15 protein-coding genes are annotated in these 15651 nt (G+C 73.4%); 8 read left to right on the top strand and 7 right to left on the bottom strand.

Annotated elements, in window-relative coordinates; genetic code table 11:
- Positions 1 to 278 precede the first annotated feature (278 nt).
- Positions 279 to 1130, bottom strand: a complete 852-nt coding sequence (locus ACS5PV_RS29990; protein WP_455398986.1) for an urea carboxylase-associated family protein — start codon at positions 1128 to 1130, stop codon at positions 279 to 281.
- Between the two features lie 183 nt (positions 1131 to 1313).
- On the opposite strand from ACS5PV_RS29990, the gene ACS5PV_RS29985 reads away from it, so the two are divergent.
- Both ACS5PV_RS29985 and ACS5PV_RS29980 read left to right on the top strand, forming a co-directional pair.
- Entirely contained in the window at positions 1314 to 1958 is a 645-nt protein-coding gene (locus ACS5PV_RS29985; protein WP_455398985.1) for a DUF1007 family protein, read from the top strand.
- Entirely contained in the window at positions 1952 to 2956 is a 1005-nt protein-coding gene (locus tag ACS5PV_RS29980) for a nickel/cobalt transporter (RefSeq protein ID WP_455398984.1), read from the top strand. The genes ACS5PV_RS29985 and ACS5PV_RS29980 overlap by 7 nt, the downstream gene beginning before the upstream one ends.
- Here the strand turns inward: ACS5PV_RS29980 and ACS5PV_RS29975 are convergent.
- A complete protein-coding gene (locus tag ACS5PV_RS29975) occupies positions 2953 to 3861 on the bottom strand; it encodes an MBL fold metallo-hydrolase (protein ID WP_455398983.1) in 909 nt (302 codons plus the stop codon). The two genes, ACS5PV_RS29980 and ACS5PV_RS29975, sit on opposite strands and share 4 nt — an antisense overlap.
- A 156-nt stretch (positions 3862 to 4017) precedes the next feature.
- Entirely contained in the window at positions 4018 to 6732 is a 2715-nt protein-coding gene (locus ACS5PV_RS29970) for an ATP-binding cassette domain-containing protein (protein ID WP_455398982.1), read from the bottom strand.
- Between the two features lie 387 nt (positions 6733 to 7119).
- Between ACS5PV_RS29970 and ACS5PV_RS29965 the strand changes: the two genes are divergently transcribed.
- The 5 genes from ACS5PV_RS29965 to ACS5PV_RS29945 all read left to right on the top strand — a co-directional run bounded on the left by ACS5PV_RS29965 (position 7120) and on the right by ACS5PV_RS29945 (position 10571).
- Positions 7120 to 7374, top strand: coding sequence for a hypothetical protein (locus ACS5PV_RS29965; protein WP_455398981.1), 255 nt, complete (start codon positions 7120 to 7122; stop codon positions 7372 to 7374).
- A 349-nt stretch (positions 7375 to 7723) separates the two neighbouring features.
- Positions 7724 to 7894 carry a BrnA antitoxin family protein gene (locus ACS5PV_RS29960; protein WP_455398980.1) on the top strand — a complete coding sequence of 57 codons (171 nt, stop codon included), beginning with the start codon at positions 7724 to 7726 and terminating at the stop codon, positions 7892 to 7894.
- 96 nt (positions 7895 to 7990) lie between these two features.
- Positions 7991 to 9406 carry a DHA2 family efflux MFS transporter permease subunit gene (locus tag ACS5PV_RS29955; RefSeq protein ID WP_455398979.1) on the top strand — a complete coding sequence of 472 codons (1416 nt, stop codon included), beginning with the start codon at positions 7991 to 7993 and terminating at the stop codon, positions 9404 to 9406.
- A gap of 161 nt (positions 9407 to 9567) precedes the next feature.
- Positions 9568 to 9885: a hypothetical protein gene (locus tag ACS5PV_RS29950; RefSeq protein ID WP_455398978.1), complete on the top strand. Its 318-nt coding sequence runs from the start codon at positions 9568 to 9570 to the stop codon at positions 9883 to 9885.
- A 62-nt stretch (positions 9886 to 9947) separates the two neighbouring features.
- On the top strand, positions 9948 to 10571 hold the full coding sequence (locus tag ACS5PV_RS29945; RefSeq protein ID WP_455398977.1) for an LpxA family transferase: 624 nt from the start codon (positions 9948 to 9950) through the stop codon (positions 10569 to 10571).
- A gap of 6 nt (positions 10572 to 10577) precedes the next feature.
- Here ACS5PV_RS29945 and ACS5PV_RS29940 read toward each other — a convergent pair whose 3' ends face one another.
- The 4 genes from ACS5PV_RS29940 to ACS5PV_RS29925 form a co-directional block, all read right to left on the bottom strand.
- Positions 10578 to 11990 (bottom strand): DUF5939 domain-containing protein, encoded by a 1413-nt coding sequence (locus ACS5PV_RS29940; RefSeq protein ID WP_455398976.1) that lies wholly within the window; start codon positions 11988 to 11990, stop codon positions 10578 to 10580.
- A gap of 35 nt (positions 11991 to 12025) precedes the next feature.
- Positions 12026 to 12451 (bottom strand): N-acetyltransferase family protein, encoded by a 426-nt coding sequence (locus ACS5PV_RS29935; protein WP_455399003.1) that lies wholly within the window; start codon positions 12449 to 12451, stop codon positions 12026 to 12028.
- A gap of 53 nt (positions 12452 to 12504) precedes the next feature.
- The gene (locus tag ACS5PV_RS29930; RefSeq protein ID WP_455398975.1) at positions 12505 to 13788 is read right to left on the bottom strand and encodes a 2-oxo acid dehydrogenase subunit E2; all 1284 of its coding nucleotides are present in this window, start codon (positions 13786 to 13788) and stop codon (positions 12505 to 12507) included.
- A 218-nt stretch (positions 13789 to 14006) separates the two neighbouring features.
- The gene (locus ACS5PV_RS29925) at positions 14007 to 15119 is read right to left on the bottom strand and encodes a DUF2336 domain-containing protein (protein WP_455398974.1); all 1113 of its coding nucleotides are present in this window, start codon (positions 15117 to 15119) and stop codon (positions 14007 to 14009) included.
- A 312-nt stretch (positions 15120 to 15431) separates the two neighbouring features.
- Here ACS5PV_RS29925 and ACS5PV_RS29920 point away from each other — a divergent pair, with 312 nt between their 5' ends.
- Positions 15432 to 15644: a hypothetical protein gene (locus ACS5PV_RS29920; RefSeq protein WP_455398973.1), complete on the top strand. Its 213-nt coding sequence runs from the start codon at positions 15432 to 15434 to the stop codon at positions 15642 to 15644.
- Positions 15645 to 15651 lie beyond the last annotated feature (7 nt).

Below are 15651 nucleotides of genomic sequence, written 5' to 3'. Positions count from 1 at the left end.
ATACGGAGATGAATGGGATACCCTTCGTGACCGTCTCGGTTACGAAAAACCCGACCGGATGGTCTGTGACCATCACGGTCGGGCTTTGGTAGTCCGGGCGCTCGGGTAAACGCCGTCTAAGAAGAGGGGTCGCGGGGTGCCTCCCGCGGCCTCTCACCTTTCAAGATGCCCTCTGGTGCCGCGGTGTCAACCCCGGTCACGCGGCGAGCGGCAATTCCTGCGACGAGCTGGTTTCCTCGTCATCGGAAAATGCTCCAGGTCCGGCCCTGCCGCGTTGCTCAGGCCTTGTCCCACCACCCCTTCTCGGGCCGGAGCCCGTGCTGGCCGCGATAGGGCGCGACTTCGGGGCTCTGCCATCCGTCCGTCAGCTCAGGGGCCAGCCGGTAGACCTCGACGCCCAAGGGGCGGCAGACGTCGATCGGGTCGCGGGCGTCGGGGCCCCAGAGCGGCACCGAGAGGTCGCCGCCCGGGCAGGTCGAGAGGGCGCAGAGCAGGTCGATCTCGGCGAAGAACTCGAGGTAGTCGCCGGCCTTCGCCGGGCAGTCGCGCATGAAGTACATGTCGTCGTGGTTCAGCCCGGTGACCTGGAACACGTTGAGCACGTCGTGCACGTCGAACTCGGTCAGGCCGAACGGCATCACCGCGCGGACGAGGTTCGAGTGGCAGTGGAAGTGGAAGTCCTGCCCGGTGAGCAGCTTGTTGACGTAGGGGTCGCAGCGGGTGCCGAGCAGGTCGTGGACCCGCCCGCCATACTCGTCGATGCCGTAATGGGCGAGGGAATCCGCCGTGATGGTGACGAGCGGGCGCAGGAACGGCAGGGTCGACCACAGCCGGTCGAAGGTCGTGACGTGGGCGCCCTGGAGCTGGCGGGTGCGCGCCGCCCACAGCCGCTCGCGCGGGTCGTGCCGGTTCCAGATGTTGAGGTCGCCGACCTGCGGCCCCTCGGGCGCCACGACGCGGAAGACGTGGCCGGCCGGCACGCTCCAGGCTCGGCCCGTACGGATCGGGATGGTGAAGCTGTCGACCAGTTCGCGCCCGCCGGTCTCGGCGGCGATCCGCTCGTAGAACGGCCGGTCGACCGACAGGGCCGAGCCCTCGCTGACCTGGTAGGCGGCCGGAAAATCCTTCATGCCGGGTGCTCCCGCGTGCGTGGCGTCGCCGTGTGAAGATACTTGGAGTGGCAGAGATGCGGGCGAGGGGCAAACCCGCCCCGCTCCCGCCGCAATGCGGCGGGACCAGTGCGCCCCGGACGGCGCCGTTTACGTCACCGTCGGTTCACCACGTGGGGCGAGCACCGCCGAAGGACCAGCGTCATGCCGCGCCCGTACCGCCTTCCGCTCCTCCTCGCCGGCGCCGCGCTCGCCGGGGCGACGCCGGCGCTTGCGCATCCGCATGTCTGGATCACCACGACGGCCGAGCTCGATTACGGGCCGGACGGGGCGTTGCGGGCGGTGCGCCACGCCTGGACCTTCGACCCGACCTACTCCGCCTTCGCGGTCCAGGGCCTCGGCCAGTCGCCGACCGGGCCGGTGAACCCGGCGGCGCTGGCAGCGCTCGCCCGCGACAACGCCGACAACCTCGCCGAGCAGGGCTACTTCACGCTCCTGAAGGTCAACGGCCGCAAGCAGGATCTCGGCACCGCGGCCGATCCGGCGATGACCTTCACCGACGGTCAGCTCACCTTGCGCTTCACCCTGCCGCTCAAGGCGCCGGCCGCCGGCACCGCCTCGCTCGAGGTCTTCGACCCGACCTACTTCGTCGCCTTCAGCCTCGCCGAGGGCGACGGCGTCGCGACGCTCAAGGGCGCGCCGGCCGCCTGCCGCGCCACCGCCCACCGGCCGAAGGGCGCCGCGCCCGCGCCCGCCGCCACTGGCATGTCGGAGGCGTTCTTCGAGGCGATGACCGCCGCCTCGACCTACGGGGTGCAGTTCGCCAACCGGATCGTCGTCGCATGCTGAGCGCGCTCAGCCTCAATCCCCCCTCCCGCGGGGTGCAGCGCCTCGCGCTCGCGGCGCTCGCGGTGCTCGCCGCCGGCGCCGTCCTGGCGGCGCTGCTCGGGCTCCTGGCGCCGGGCTTCAGGGCGCCGCCGCGCTCGCCCTTCGGCATCGGCTTTCGCGAGGCGGCGCCCACCGGCGCCACCAGCCTCGGCGCCTGGCTCCTCGCGATGCAGGCCGGCTTCTCCCGGGCGCTCCAGGCGGCGGTGTCGGCGGTCAAGGCCGGGCGGGACGGCACCCTGACGCTGATAGGCCTCGGCTTCACGTACGGCGTGCTGCACGCCGCCGGACCCGGCCACGGCAAGGCGGTGATCGCCGGCTACCTGATGGCGGGCGAGCGCGCCCTGCGTCGCGGCTTCGCCTTGAGCCTGCTCGCCGCACTCCTCCAGGCCGTCGTCGCCCTGGCGCTGGTCGGGGGCGGCGCGGTGGTGCTGCGCCTGACCGCCGCCGGGCTGAACCAGGCCGGCACGGTGATCGAGACGGCGGGCTTTGCCTGCGTGGCGCTGCTCGGGGCGGCGGTGACCTGGCGCAAGGCCGGGCAGCTCGCCCGGCTCCTCAATCGCGAGGCCGGCCCGGCCTGCGGGCCCGAATGCGGCCATGCGGGCCTTGCCGACGGGAGCCGGGTGGAGCGCCTGACGGGCTGGCGCGAGCAGGCCGGCGTGGTGCTGGCCGCCGGTACCCGGCCCTGCGCCGGGGCGGTACTGGTGCTGGTCTTCGCCCTGTCGCAGGGCATCCTGTGGGCGGGCGTGGCCGCGACGCTCGCGATGGCGCTCGGCACCGCGCTCACCACCGGGGCGCTGGCGGCGCTGGCGGTCTTCGCCAAGGCCCTGGCGCTCAGGCTCGCCGGCGGCCGCGGCCAGGGCGGGGCGATCGCGGTCGGCGTGCTCGAATTGTGGGCGGCGGCCTTCGTGCTGGTGCTGGGTGCCGGGCTGCTCTCGGGCTGGGCCGCCGCGGCCTTCTAGGCCACCGCCGCGACCCGCGCGACGCGCCGGCGCCGCGGGCTCTCCACTGCTACCGCCGCGAAGGTGATCTCCTGGCGCTCGCGGGCGACGAAGGCGCCGGGCATGTCGGCCTGCATCTGGACCTCCAGCTCGCGCAGCAGCGCGTCGGTGTGCTGGGGATAGAGGTGCACGATGGCGAGCCGCCCGACATCGCCGGCGCGGCACAGCTCGACGCCCTTCTGCCAGGTCGAGTGGCCCCAGCCGCGGCAGGCCGGGTACTCGCCCTGCGTGAACATGCCGTCGTAGATCACCAGGTCCGCGCCGCGCACGAAGTCCAGCAGCGCCGGGTCGGGCCAGGGCTCGGAATGCTCCAGGTCGCTGATGTAGCAGGCGGTGCGGCCGCCGTGGCGGAAGCGGTAGCCGGTGGCGCCCTGGGGATGCTCGAGCGGGATGGTGTCGACGACGGCGCCGTCCGGGAAGGTCAGGCTCTCGCCGGCCTTGAAGCCATGATGGACGAAGCGGGCGGGAAAGACGTCGAGGGTGATCGGGAAGAGCGGCGGCGAAAACAGCCGGTTAAGCGGCTCGGCGGCGCTCGCGCCGTCGAGGTTGCCGCACCAGGTATGGATCTCGCGCGCGGGGTCGAGCACCGCCGGCTTCATGAACGGCAGGCCGCCGACATGGTCGAGGTGGAGGTGGCTCAGGAGCAGGTCGACGCGCTGGGGCAGCCGGTCGCGGTGATGGGCGCCGAACGCGTTGATGCCGGTGCCGGCATCGATCACGAACAACCGCTCGCCGCAGCGGACCTCGACGCAGGGGGTGTGCCCGCCGAATTCCACGAATTCCGGACCGGAGGCACAGGTCGACCCCCTGACGCCCCAGAACCGGAGCGTCAGGCCGGCTTCCATGAGAGGACCCCTCGTTGTCATGCCGGCAACCGTGATGGGGGTTGTGGGGGTTGGATGTGCGATGACGCACATGGCGGATGCTCCGGCCGGACGGTCCGGCAAGACACTATGGTGGGCTGTGCACGAGAGATGTGCCTCACGAACGATGAGCGCAAGACGAAGGTTCCCTCGGACGGCCTAATCTGCCGTTAAGCGGGTGTGCTCGCGCACCGGCCCTGTGGATGGCGCAGCATCCTGCCCGAGCGCGGCGGTCGCGGGAAGTCCCACTTCGGGGGCACTCGCCGCGGGATCGCCGCCGGTCGGCACCACCGTGTTGCGCTCGGCCCTGAGCATCAGGTCGAAGGGGGCGGCCGGGTCCGGCCGGCACTCGTCCGGCAGGCAGACCACGAGGCCGCGCCCGGCCCGGGCCGCCCGCAGCCGCGCGATTCCCGCCATGATCTCGGGCGCGCCGCGGTCGTCGAGGGCGAGCCCGACCACCAGGATGTCGGGCCGGCGCACCAGGCAGCGGGCGAGGTCGATCGCCATGCGCTCGGAGGGCGTGAAGCCGTCGCGCCCCCCTAGGCCGCTGTCGGCCGCCCGCGGATCGACCTGGCTCGCGAGCCCGAAGCGGTAGACGCTCCGCTCCAGGCCGCGCTCGCGCAGGACCGCCTGCATCAGGCTGCGCACCCGCGCGCCCGCCCCCGCCTCGGCGCCGGCGATGCGGCCGAACAGCAGGTTCTCCTCCAGGCTCGCCGCGGCGGTGACCTTGCCGGGGTCGTAGAACTCCACCGAGCCCTGGAGCGAGGCCGGCAGGAGCGCCGCGAAGGTGCGCCGGGCCGCGACGAGACGCGCCTCCATCGCCTCGTCGATCAGGCCGAAGCGGTGCCTCGTCTCGCTGTAGCGCAGGCACAGGCCGATCAGGCGGGCGCGGTCACGCTGGCCGGCGGGGCCGCGGCGCCAGCCGGAGGCCTCTGGCTGGCGCGCCACCAGGTCCTCGAAGAAGCCGCGCTCCCGGGCCGGAAACAGCGAGAAGGCGTCGAAGAGCGGGTGGTCGTCCGGCAGGTCGGAGAAGATCTCGACGGTGGCGCGCGCGATGGCGAGCCCCATCTCGATCATCGGCCGGGTCAGGCCTTCGGCCTCCAGCACCGCCCGGGTGAAGGGATGGCCGGCGAGCCGGGCCTCCGAGAAGGCCGAGCCGACCGGTGCCCCGAACAGGATGTTCTCGCCCACCGTCGCCTGGCGGTTGTAGCGGGCGGGGTCGAACGGCTCGATGAGGTGGGCGGCGTGGTCCGCCGCCAGGGCGGCGCGCAAGGCCTCCCGCGTCTCGACGATCGCCGTCGCGGTCCTCGCGTCGAGCCGGCGCGGCAGCACGCTGGCCAGGCCCCGGCCGTAGACCAGCCGGTCGAGCCCGGTGACCGACAGCGCCTCGACCAGCCGCTCCTCCAGTTCGCGGGCGTTCGGCGTGCTGGCGTCCGGGCTCGATCCGTCGGCGAAGGCGGGATCGCCGTAGAGCAGGTTCTGCAGCAGCGTGCCGCTCATCAGCACCGGCTCGGCGCCCGCATAGGCGATGCGCCGGGCCCGCTCCGCCGGCTCGACCGAGCGCAGGTCGATGCCCGCGTAGGTGACCGCGCCGGCGGTGGGTTCGAGCTGGCCGGCGATCAGCGCCGCCAGCACGCGCCCGCCGCTACCGCGGTCGCCCAGGATCGCGACGTGGCCCGGCATCGGCACGGTGAGGTCGAGGCCGATCAGCCGCTCGCCCGAGGCCGGATCGTAGGCGGCGACGTTGGCGAGCACGATCGGCCCGGCATCGGGCAGCGTCTCGGTCTGGCTGCGCAGCCGGCGCGGCGCCCGGGCGCGGGCCTCGAGCGAGGCGGTGGCGCGGGCGATCTCGCGGAAGGCCGGCAGGGCGGCGCGCCGCCGCCTGTTCTGGCGCAGGAAGGCGGCGACCGCGCTCGACGCCACCGCGAGCGCGCCGAGCACCGCCGACAGGCCGCCGGCGCTCACGGGGGCTGCCGGATTCGGCCCTTGCCAGAGGGCGGCGGCGAGCACGAGCGTCGGCACCAGCACGGTGAGGGCGAGTGCGGGTGCGCGGGCGCGGGAGAGCTCGTCCTCGGTCGCCGTCAGCGCCCGGCGGGCGCGCTCGGCGACGTGGCCGAGGCGGGCATGCTCGAAGGCGGTGGTGCCGTGGGCGCGCACCGCCGGCAGGCGCCGCACCAGGTCGGTGAGGCCGCGCTCCAGCGCCGCGCCCTCCAGGCGGCGCTGGTCGTCTCGCCGCTCGGTGCGGGCGATGATGAGCTGGCGCGCGAGTGCCGCCGCCACCAGGCTGATGCCCGCCACCGCGACGAGGCGCGGCGCCACCGCCGCCGCGACCGCGAGCGCCACCAGCACGGCGCCGGCCGCCAGCGCCGGGACCAGGATGCCGACGGCGAGCAATCCGTCCGCGGCGCGGATCGCCGCCCCGACCTGGCCCGCGAGCGCCCGGGCGTCGTCGCGGGCGGCCGGTCCCGAGCGCAGGATCGCGTCCTCGGCGAGTTCGCGCAGGCGGCGCACCGCCTCTCCTTGCGCGCTCACGCAGAGCCGCGCCACGCCCCAGCCGAGGAGCGCGAGCGCCAGCGCGACCCCGATCAGGGCGCCCAGGGCCCACAGGGTGAGCGCGCTCTCCGGCAGCGGCCAGCCGCGTACCAGCACCAGGCCGTGGCCGCCGAACCGCTCCGGGAGCGGCACCACGAGGTGGAGGAAGTGGATCGGGCCGCGCCCGGGCTCGGCGAGCGCCAGCAGCTCGTCGACGAGGTCGCGCAGGGCGAGCAGCCCGAGCCCGACCAGCGGGCCGCCGAGCCCGAGGGCGACCGCGATGGCCGCGGCGTGCCGGCGCTTGGCGGCGCGCCAGGCGAAGACGATCGGATCGCGGTCCATCAGCGCGGGCGACGGGACCGGGGGGAGGGGGCGCCGGAGGGAGGGGCGCCGGTGGTCCGCGCCGGTCCGGTGCGCGGGCCCGGGGGCCGTCTCGCGATGGTGACCATGGGCCTCCTTGATGTTGCGCGAGGTATGGGCCGCGCGGGCCGGAGCGGTCAAGCCGGGCGGGCGGATCGGGGCGCCACGGATCATCCGTCGCCAGGCGCCTTTACCCAGCATAGAGGTGCGGAATCGCACGCGGCCGCAGCGCGTGAGGGATTAATATTTGCTTTACCTTCGGGTGCGTAGCCGCACATCGCGGGTTTGCTTCTTTCGCCATCGTCGTTTTCATCGACGGACCGGGTCGTATCGGTCTATCAATACAGAAATTCGAGCGAGGGTAATCTGATGAAGGTGATCGTGACCATGGCCGGCCTGGCCGCCGCCCTGGCGCTGCCGGCTGCCGCGCAGGCCGGAGGCGGGGAGGGCAGCCGCCAGGCCGCCGGCGGCGGGTTCATGAGCAGCTACGTCGCCGATCCCTACCACGACCCACGCTCGCGGGTGTCGCAGCGGGCGGGCACCGGCCAGATCCAGGGCCAGCCGATGGTGGCGGAGCGGGGCGACGGCGTCACGCGCGGGGGCCGCTGGGCCATCGGCCGCTAGAGCATCTTCCGATGAAGTGGATGCCGGTTCGTTGCAGAAAATCGCGTCGCGAGAATAAAGGCCTAGAGAGCTTCGCGATTGCAGCGCGATCGTGAAGCTCTCTAGGCGCCAACTCTTCTCTCCCCGGTCGGCGCAGGGCTGTCCGGGGAGAGGCGGGCTGGCGCGATTCGACGAGACGTCGGGGTGGGATCGCTGCCGATCCGGACAACCCGAAGACCACGCAGGAGCGGTTTGCGCAGGCGCGGCCCTTCGCCGAGGCGTTCCCCGAGCCGGGGCGCCTGTCCGCCGGTCGCGTGGGCCTCAGAAGGCGCCGAAGAAGCAGATGGTGAGCCTGCGGCTCGATTAGGACGTGATCGAACGGTCCAGGGCCACCGATCCCGGCTGGCAAACCCGCATCAACGAGGCGTTGCGACAGGTCGCCGAGACCCTGCCGGCGGGGTGGGACGCGCCCTGGCGGATCGGAATGCTCGACGTGAGGCTCCCAAACCGAGCACGCTCACTACCGACCTTACCCAGGTGACCGTTTCCGGACTGTCGCTCATCCCCGCGCGCCGCGCGGGCGAGCCCCCGACGATTCGCGCTTCCGGTATGCTGCCCGAGCGTGAGATACGGCGCCATGCGCACCGCCCGGATCGTCCCCCTCGTCGTCGCCACGGCCCTGTTCATGGAGAACACGGACTCGACCGTGCTCGCGACCTCGCTGCCGGCGATCGCCGCGGATATGGGCGAGGACCCGATCGCCCTGAAGCTGGCGCTCACCTCCTACCTCGTCAGCCTGGCGATCTTCATCCCGATCAGCGGCTGGGCCGCCGACCGCTACGGCGCCCGCACGGTGTTCCGCTGGGCGCTGGCGGTGTTCATGGCCGGCTCGATCGCCTGCGCGGCCTCGAACTCGCTCGGCTGGTTCGTCGCCGCCCGCTTCCTCCAGGGCATGGGCGGGGCGATGATGGTGCCGGTCGGGCGCCTCGTGCTCTTGCGCAGCGTGCCGAAGGGCGAGCTGGTCCAGGCGCTGGCGACGCTGACCATCCCGGCGCTGGTCGGCCCGGTGATCGGCCCGCCGCTCGGCGGCCTCATCACCACGACGCTGCACTGGCGCTGGATCTTCTTCATCAACCTGCCGATCGGGCTCGCCGGCATCCTGCTCGCCACCCGCTACTTCCAGGACATTAAGGAGGAGGCGCGCCCGCCCCTCGACCTCGTCGGCTTCGTCCTCTCCGGCACCGGGCTCGCGAGCCTGATGCTGGGCCTCGCGTCCAGCGGGCGCCACCTCCTGCCGGAGGCCGTGTCCTGGGCCTGCACCGGCGCGGGCGTCGTGCTGTGCGGGCTCTACCTCGCCCACAGCCGCCGGGTTGCGCATCCGGTGATCCGGCTCGATCTCTTAGCGTATCCGACCTTCCGGGCGGCGGTGCTCGGCGGCAGCCTGTTTCGCATCGGCACCGGGGCGATTCCCTTCCTGCTGCCGCTGATGCTGCAGCTCGGCTTCGGGCTCGACCCGCTGCATTCGGGCCTCATCACCTTCGCGGCCGCCGCCGGCGCGCTGTTCATGAAGACCATCGCCGCCCGCATCCTGCGCGCCTTCGGCTTCCGGGCGGTGCTGACCCTCAACGCGGTGGTGGCCGCGGGCCTGCTCGCGGTCAACGGCCTGTTCACCGCGGGCACGCCGCACGCCATCATCATCGCGGTGCTGCTGATCGGCGGCTGCTTCCGCTCGCTGCAATTCACCGCCGTCAACGCCATCGCCTATGCCGACGTCGATCCGCGCGACATGAGCGCGGCGACGAGCCTCGCCAGCGTCGCCCAGCAGCTCTCCTTGAGCATCGGGGTCGCCTTCGGGGCTTTCGCGCTCCAGTCGGCCGCCGAGTGGCACGGCCGCACCGAGATCCGGGCGGAGGATTTCTGGCCGGCCTTCCTGGCGGTGGCGGTCCTCTCGGGTCTCTCGACCTTCTCGTTCCGCCGCCTCGCCCCGGAGGCCGGCGCCGAGGTGTCGGGCCACCGCATCGTCCAGGCAAAGCCCGCCGCCGACGCGACCTGAGCCTGACCGCGAGCCACCCTGAAGGAATCCCACGCTCACGCTTCAGCGACCATTCAGCGTGACGGTGCGAACCTGAAGACATCGAGCACGGACGGCGCACGATCTCGGCGCCGGGTGCTCGCGACGTCTTGCTTCACTCTCATATCTCATGGGGATCTGCCATGAAGCGCATCGCATCCGTCTGCGTGGCCGCTGCGGCCCTGGCGAGCGTGACCCTGGCCGGCGCCGCGCCGGCAGAGGCCGGCTGGCGGGCTGGGCCGGCCTTCGCCCTCGGGGCGGTCGGCGGCCTCGCCCTCGGCAGCGCGCTCGCCGCCGGGGCGCGCCCGGCCTACGGCTACGCGCCCGCCCCGGCCTACGGCTATACACCGGTCTATGGCGGCTACGCCCCGGCCTACGGCCCGGATTGCACCATAGTCCGCCGCCGGATGGTCGACGAGTTCGGCGACGTCTACATCCGCCGGGTCCGCGTCTGCGACTGAACCATATTTGACCTGACTCGACGTGATCTGACTCGACGTGATCTGACTTGGCCGGGATCGTCATGAGCCTGCTCGTTCGCCACATCCCGGCCTTTCCCGCCTCCGTCCTCGCCGATCTCGCCGACGAGACGCCCTGGGCGCTCACCGCGGCGGCGCCGGCGATCGTCCGCCGGCTCCTCGACCGGCTCGGCGCGGATTTCACGGTCGCCGACGAGGTCGCCGTGCATCGCAGCGCCCGCATCGAGCCCGGCGCGGTGCTCAAGGGCCCGCTCGTCGTCGGGCCGCGCTGCTTCGTCGGCCACGGCGCGACCCTGCGGGGCGGCGCCTGGCTGGAGGAATCCTGCACGATCGGGCCGGGCGCCGAACTCAAGGCCTCGTTCCTGTTCGCCGGGACGGCGCTCGCCCATCTCAACTTCGTCGGCGAGAGCGTGGTCGGCCGCGACGTCAACCTCGAGGCCGGCGCCGTCATCGCCAACCACCGCAACGAGTGGCCCGGCGCCACGGTGGCGTTCCGGCACGACGGCGCCGTGATCGAGACCGGTCTGCGCAAATTCGGCGCCCTCGTCGGCGACGGGGCACGGCTCGGGGCGAATGCCGTCGTGGCGCCCGGCGCGATCCTCGCCCCCGGCACGGTGGTGCCGCGCCTCGGCCTCGTCGATCACGGCGTCCCGCCGGGCCTCCGGTGAGTCGCCTCAGATCAGTTCCTGCACCGGCACCGGCTCGCCGATGCCGCGCAACGACCGCAGCTCGGCCCGGGCGGTGATCCCGTTCTCGGTCAGGCAGCGCGCCGCCTCCGCGTGGCGCAGGACCGCGTCGGTGGCGAAGATGCCGCCGGCGCTCGCGAGTTGCTGCACCCGCGCCGCCACGTTCACGGTCTGCCCGAAATAATCCTGGCGGTCGTTGAGGCTCACCGCGAGGCACGGCCCCTCGTGCAGCCCGATCTTGAGCACGAGGTCGTCCGCCCCGCGCTCGAGGTTCAGGGCTTGCATCGCCGCCCGCATGCGCAGCGCCGCCGCCACCGCCCGGTGCGGCGCCGGAAAGGTCGCCATCACCGCATCGCCGATCGTCTTGACCACCGCTCCGCCCTCGGCGGCGACGATCTCGTGCAGGATCCGGAAATGCGCCCGCACCAGGTCGTAGGCGACGAGGTCGCCGACCCGGGCGTAGAGCTCGGTCGAGCCCTTCAGGTCGGTGAACAGGAAGGTCAGGCTCAGGATCTTGAGCCGCTGGTCGATGTCGAGCGTGTCGGTGCGGTAGAGATCGCGAAAGGTCTGGTTGCTGAGGAGGCGCTTGGCGGTGAGGAACGACCGCCGGCCGCCCAGCAGCGCGTCGAGTTCCGGCCCGACGCGGAAGATCGTGGGCAGCACCCGCCCGCTGCTGCGGTTGTCGAGGGAGAGGCGCAGGGGACCGGGCCGGAACGTGCCGCGACCGGCCGTCGTCCGGGCCGTGTCGAAGACCAGGGCGAGATCCTGGCGCTCCTGCGTCGGCTCGCCTTCCACCAGGAGGCTGTGGGCGGCGTGGGTGACCGGATCGAGCACGATCAGCGGCTCGGGCCCGAGCTGGAGCGCCAGGATCATCCGCTCGCCGGCGCGCAACTCGACCGACTCGACGGTTGCCCGCTGCGCCAGCGCGGCGAAGTCCGACGGTTCCGGAAAGGCGACGCCGGAGCCGAAGAAGACCTGGCGCTGGTAATCCCAGAAGGGGAGCTCGTCGGGCTGGTGCGCGGCGATGCGCCGGATCCGGGGGCTCACTGTGAACGTCACCTCGACCGTGTCGTCGAGGACCGGCTCGCTGTCGAGGGCGCAGAAGGCGCAGTGATAGCCCGACGACCTGACGCCGCGCAGGCTCGCCGGCGCCTCGATCACGCCGCCGCAGCTCGGGCACAGCACGTTCCAGGCCATCTCGACGAGGCCGAGCCGCGCCCCGTGGAGGAGCGCGGCGATCACCGGCTCGTCGTCGAGGCCCGCTTCCGCCGCGAGGTGCACGGCGTTGATCCGCGCCAGTTCCGCATCGGATCCGTGCCGGAGCAGGTGCTCCACGGCCCTCGCGGCCGCGGGCTCGGCCGTCCGGTGGAGTGCGGCGAGGAGGGCATCGCTCTCGTCCATGGGCCGATCATAGACCCGGGCGAGGACGGGCGCACCTATGGAATGTCCGCGCCTCGCTCGGGCCGGCCGAGCGCCGCCAGCGCCTCCCCGTCGAGCCGGAAGAACACCTTCTCGGGCTTCTTCGCCGCGCCGAGCCCTTCGTAGAACGCGAGGAGTTCGGGCTTGCCGGCATCCGCGGTCCAGTCGACGCGCCTCAGCCCGCGCGCCACGGCCACTCCCGCCACCGCCCGCACCAGGGCGCGCCCGTGGCCGGCGCCGCGATGGGCGGCGGTGACGAACAGCTCCTTGAGGAACAGGCCGCCGGCGAGGCCCGGACCGGGATAGATCGCCGAGAAGGCCGCAAAGCCCGCGAGCGTTCCGTCAGGCTCCGCCACCAGGATCTCGGTGCCGGCCGGGCGCCCGGCGAGCGCCGCCTCGATGTCTTCGCGAGGCGGGCACGGCACGGCGTAGTAGGCCTGCATCTCGGCAAACAGCCGCGCCAGGGCCGGGTGGTCGGCCGCGGCGGCCGCCCGGATCACAGGGCGCCCCGGCGCAGGTCGGCGAGCACCGCGGCGAGGTGGGAGAGGAAGCGCGCCGCCAAGGCACCGTCCACCGCCCGGTGGTCCCAGGACAGGCTGAGCGGCAGGATCAGCCGCGGCTGGAAGGCAGCGCCGTCCCAGACCGGCTCGATGCGCGAGCGTGCCGCCCCCAGGATCGCCACCTCGGGCGCGTTGATGATCGGCGTGAAGCCGTCGCCGCCGATACCGCCGAGCGAGGAGACCGAGAAGCCGCCGCCCTGCATGGCCGAGGGGGGAAGCGTGCCGGAGCGGGCCTGCTCGGCGAGTTCCCCCATCTCCTGGGCGATCTCGACGAGGCCCTTGCGGTCGCAGTCGCGCACCACCGGCACCAGCAGGCCCCGCGGCGTGTCGACCGCGAAGCCGACATGGACGTAGTCCTTCAGGATCAAGGCGTCGCCGTCGAGGGCCGCGTTGAAGCGCGGATAGGCCCGGAGCGCGGCGGCGGCGGCCTTCATCAGGATCGCCACCATCGTGACCTTGTGGGCGCCCGGCCGGCCGGCGCCGTTCAGCTCGCGCCGCAGCGCCTCGGTCTCGGTGACGTCGGCGTGGTCGAAATTGGTGACGTGCGGGATGGTGAGCCAGTTGCGGGTGAGGGCCTGACCGGAGATCTGCTGGATGCGCGACAGGGATTCCCGCCGCACCGGGCCGAACTTGGCGTGGTCGACCTGCGGCCAGGCCGGCAGGCCGGCGCCGATCCCCGAGGCCGGAGCGGGCGGCGCACTCGCGGCCGGCGGGGCGGCGGGAGCGGGGGAGGGGGCCGCCATCTGGCCGCGCACGAAGGCCAGCACGTCCTCGCGCAGGATGCGCCCCTGCGGGCCGGTGCCGGGAATGCCCGCGAGGTCGACGCCGAGCTCGCGCGCGTAGGCGCGCACCGAGGGCGTGGCGTGGGCGTCGGACGAGTCGGGGGTCGCGGGGGCCGCCGGGACCGGATCCGCTGCGGCCAGGCCCGGCGCCGGTGCCGGCTCGGGAGTGGCAGCGGGCGGCGGCGCGGCGGCCTCGCCGGAGGTGTCGACCATCAGGATCGGAGTGCCCTGCGACACCCGGGTGCCCGGCGCCACCAGGATCTCCGCCACCACTCCCGCCACCGGCGAGGGCACCTCCATGGTGGCCTTGTCGGATTCGATGCTGATCAGGAGATCGTCGACAGCGATCCGGTCCCCGGGCTTGACCAGGATCTCGACCACCGGAACGTCCTTGAAGTCGCCGATATCGGGCAGGGCGACCGGCAGGCTGGCACTCACGAGGCTCTCCCCGAGACGTTTCTCGTTGTCCCGTCGCGCGCCATCCCGGCGCGGCGTCCGGAGCGCCACGCCTAGACCATTTCGCGACCGGGGGGAAACCGTCCTGCGGGGGCCTCCTAAGCGGACTTGCGTTGGCAGGCCAACGCTTCGTCCGCTCAGGTTCTTGTCTTGCCGCATATTTTTGGCGCCGAACCGGCAACCACTTCGGCGAAATCTGCTTAGCGGACCTTGCGGGTCCGTTCCGGCAGGGCCGGACGCAGAGAGGGGGCGGCGGCCGGGCGCAGGCGCGGCGAGGCCGGGCCGTGGGCCGGGCGGTGCTGCTCCGGCGCCGCGCCGCGCAGGGTCCCGTCGCTGCCGAGGATCGAGGCGACGAGGTCGCGGGCGGTGGCGGCGTCCATGGTGCGGAACAGGTCGGTCAGGCCGGACGCCGCCTCGGCCGAGCGGGCGATGGCGGGATCGAGGTGCCGGAACATGACCACCGCCTCCTCCTCGGCGAGGTCGGCGGCGCGCAGCGCCAGCGCCAGGAGGTCGCGCCGTTCCGGCTCGGAGGCGCGCAAGCCCGCCCCCGGCATGCCGAGCGCCTCGCCGAGCGCCACCTCGAACCGCTCCGGCTCGCCGCGGGCGGCGAAGGCGGTGAGCGCCGCGACGGCGGCGCGCGTGCCGGCCCGCCCCTGCGGCCGCAGGGCCGCGCGGGCGGCCACCCCGTCGCGGATCGCCGCCCGGCGCGCGGCGTCGGCCTTGAGGTAGAGCGGCGCGAGGTCGACCGCCGGCAGGTCGTCGCGGGCGACGAGCAGGGCTGCGAGCTCCGGCCGCCGCCGCGCCCGCTCCACCAGCCGCTCCAGGGCCGGGCCGGCGAGCGGCGCCGTCGCGTTGCGGGCGAGCGCCAGGTCGACGTCCGGCTCGTCGCGCTGGCTGAGGTCGTCGACGAGAGCCCGGCCGAGATCCTGCCGCAGGGCGATGACCGCGTCGAGTTCCGGCCCGTTGCCGGCGGCGTCGAGCAGCGCCGTCGACAGGACGGGGCTCAAGGCCAGCACCGCGTCGCGGGCGCCGCCGCCATGGGCGGCGAGCAGCGTCAGCACGCTCTGGGGCGTGTCGGGAAGCGGCGCCAGCTTCTGGGCGACGATCTCGGCGGTGGCGGAATCGACGGTCGGGATCAGCCCGCAGGCGAGCGACTCGAAGGCCCGGATCGTCGCCACGTCCCGCACGGGCGCGGCGCGGAACAGGTCCGTCTGCACCCGCAGCAGGACCGGTTTCATGTCGAGACGCCGGTCTCGCGCGAGGTCGAGGAGGCCGGAGAGGTCCGGCGGAGCGTCGGCGGCGGAGCGGGCCATGGGCGATCGGGTACGCAGGACTGGAAACGACCCGCAGAATGCCGGGGCTTGCGTAAAGCGACGCTTAAGGCTGCCGAGAGGGGCCGGGCCCGGGCCTGGGGACAGCGGGGATCGTGCGTCCGCCCGGTCACCGACGGTTTACGTCGCGGAGCGGCCAGCCCCTCGAGGCGCCTTGCGCCCGGACACGTCTCGAGGCCCCGCGCGGCCGGACACGTTCGGCAACGCTCCGTTAACCATGTGGTGCTTTCGTCTGCCGCGTGAGGTCGCGATGAGCGGCGGTCCCGGAGGGACACGAGAGGCGGGAGAGCACACATGATCGGCCCACAGCGGCGTCCCTCGGCGGACATCATCCCGTTCCCGCGCCCCGCGGCGCGCCCGGGCGCGGTCGCCGGCGGCTCGGCCGATTCCCATCCGGCGGACGCGGTCCGCGGCACGATTCTGCTGTTCACGGGAGTGCGCTATGAGAGGCTGCCCGATCCCGCCGAGCCCGGCCTGCCCGCCTCCGAGCGGCGCTGCCGGCGCTGAGGCCCCG

The organism is Methylobacterium sp. Gmos1 (assembly GCF_053764715.1).
The sequence above is the reverse complement of the archived record's forward strand: the minus strand, read 5'-3'. Positions and strand labels throughout refer to the sequence as shown.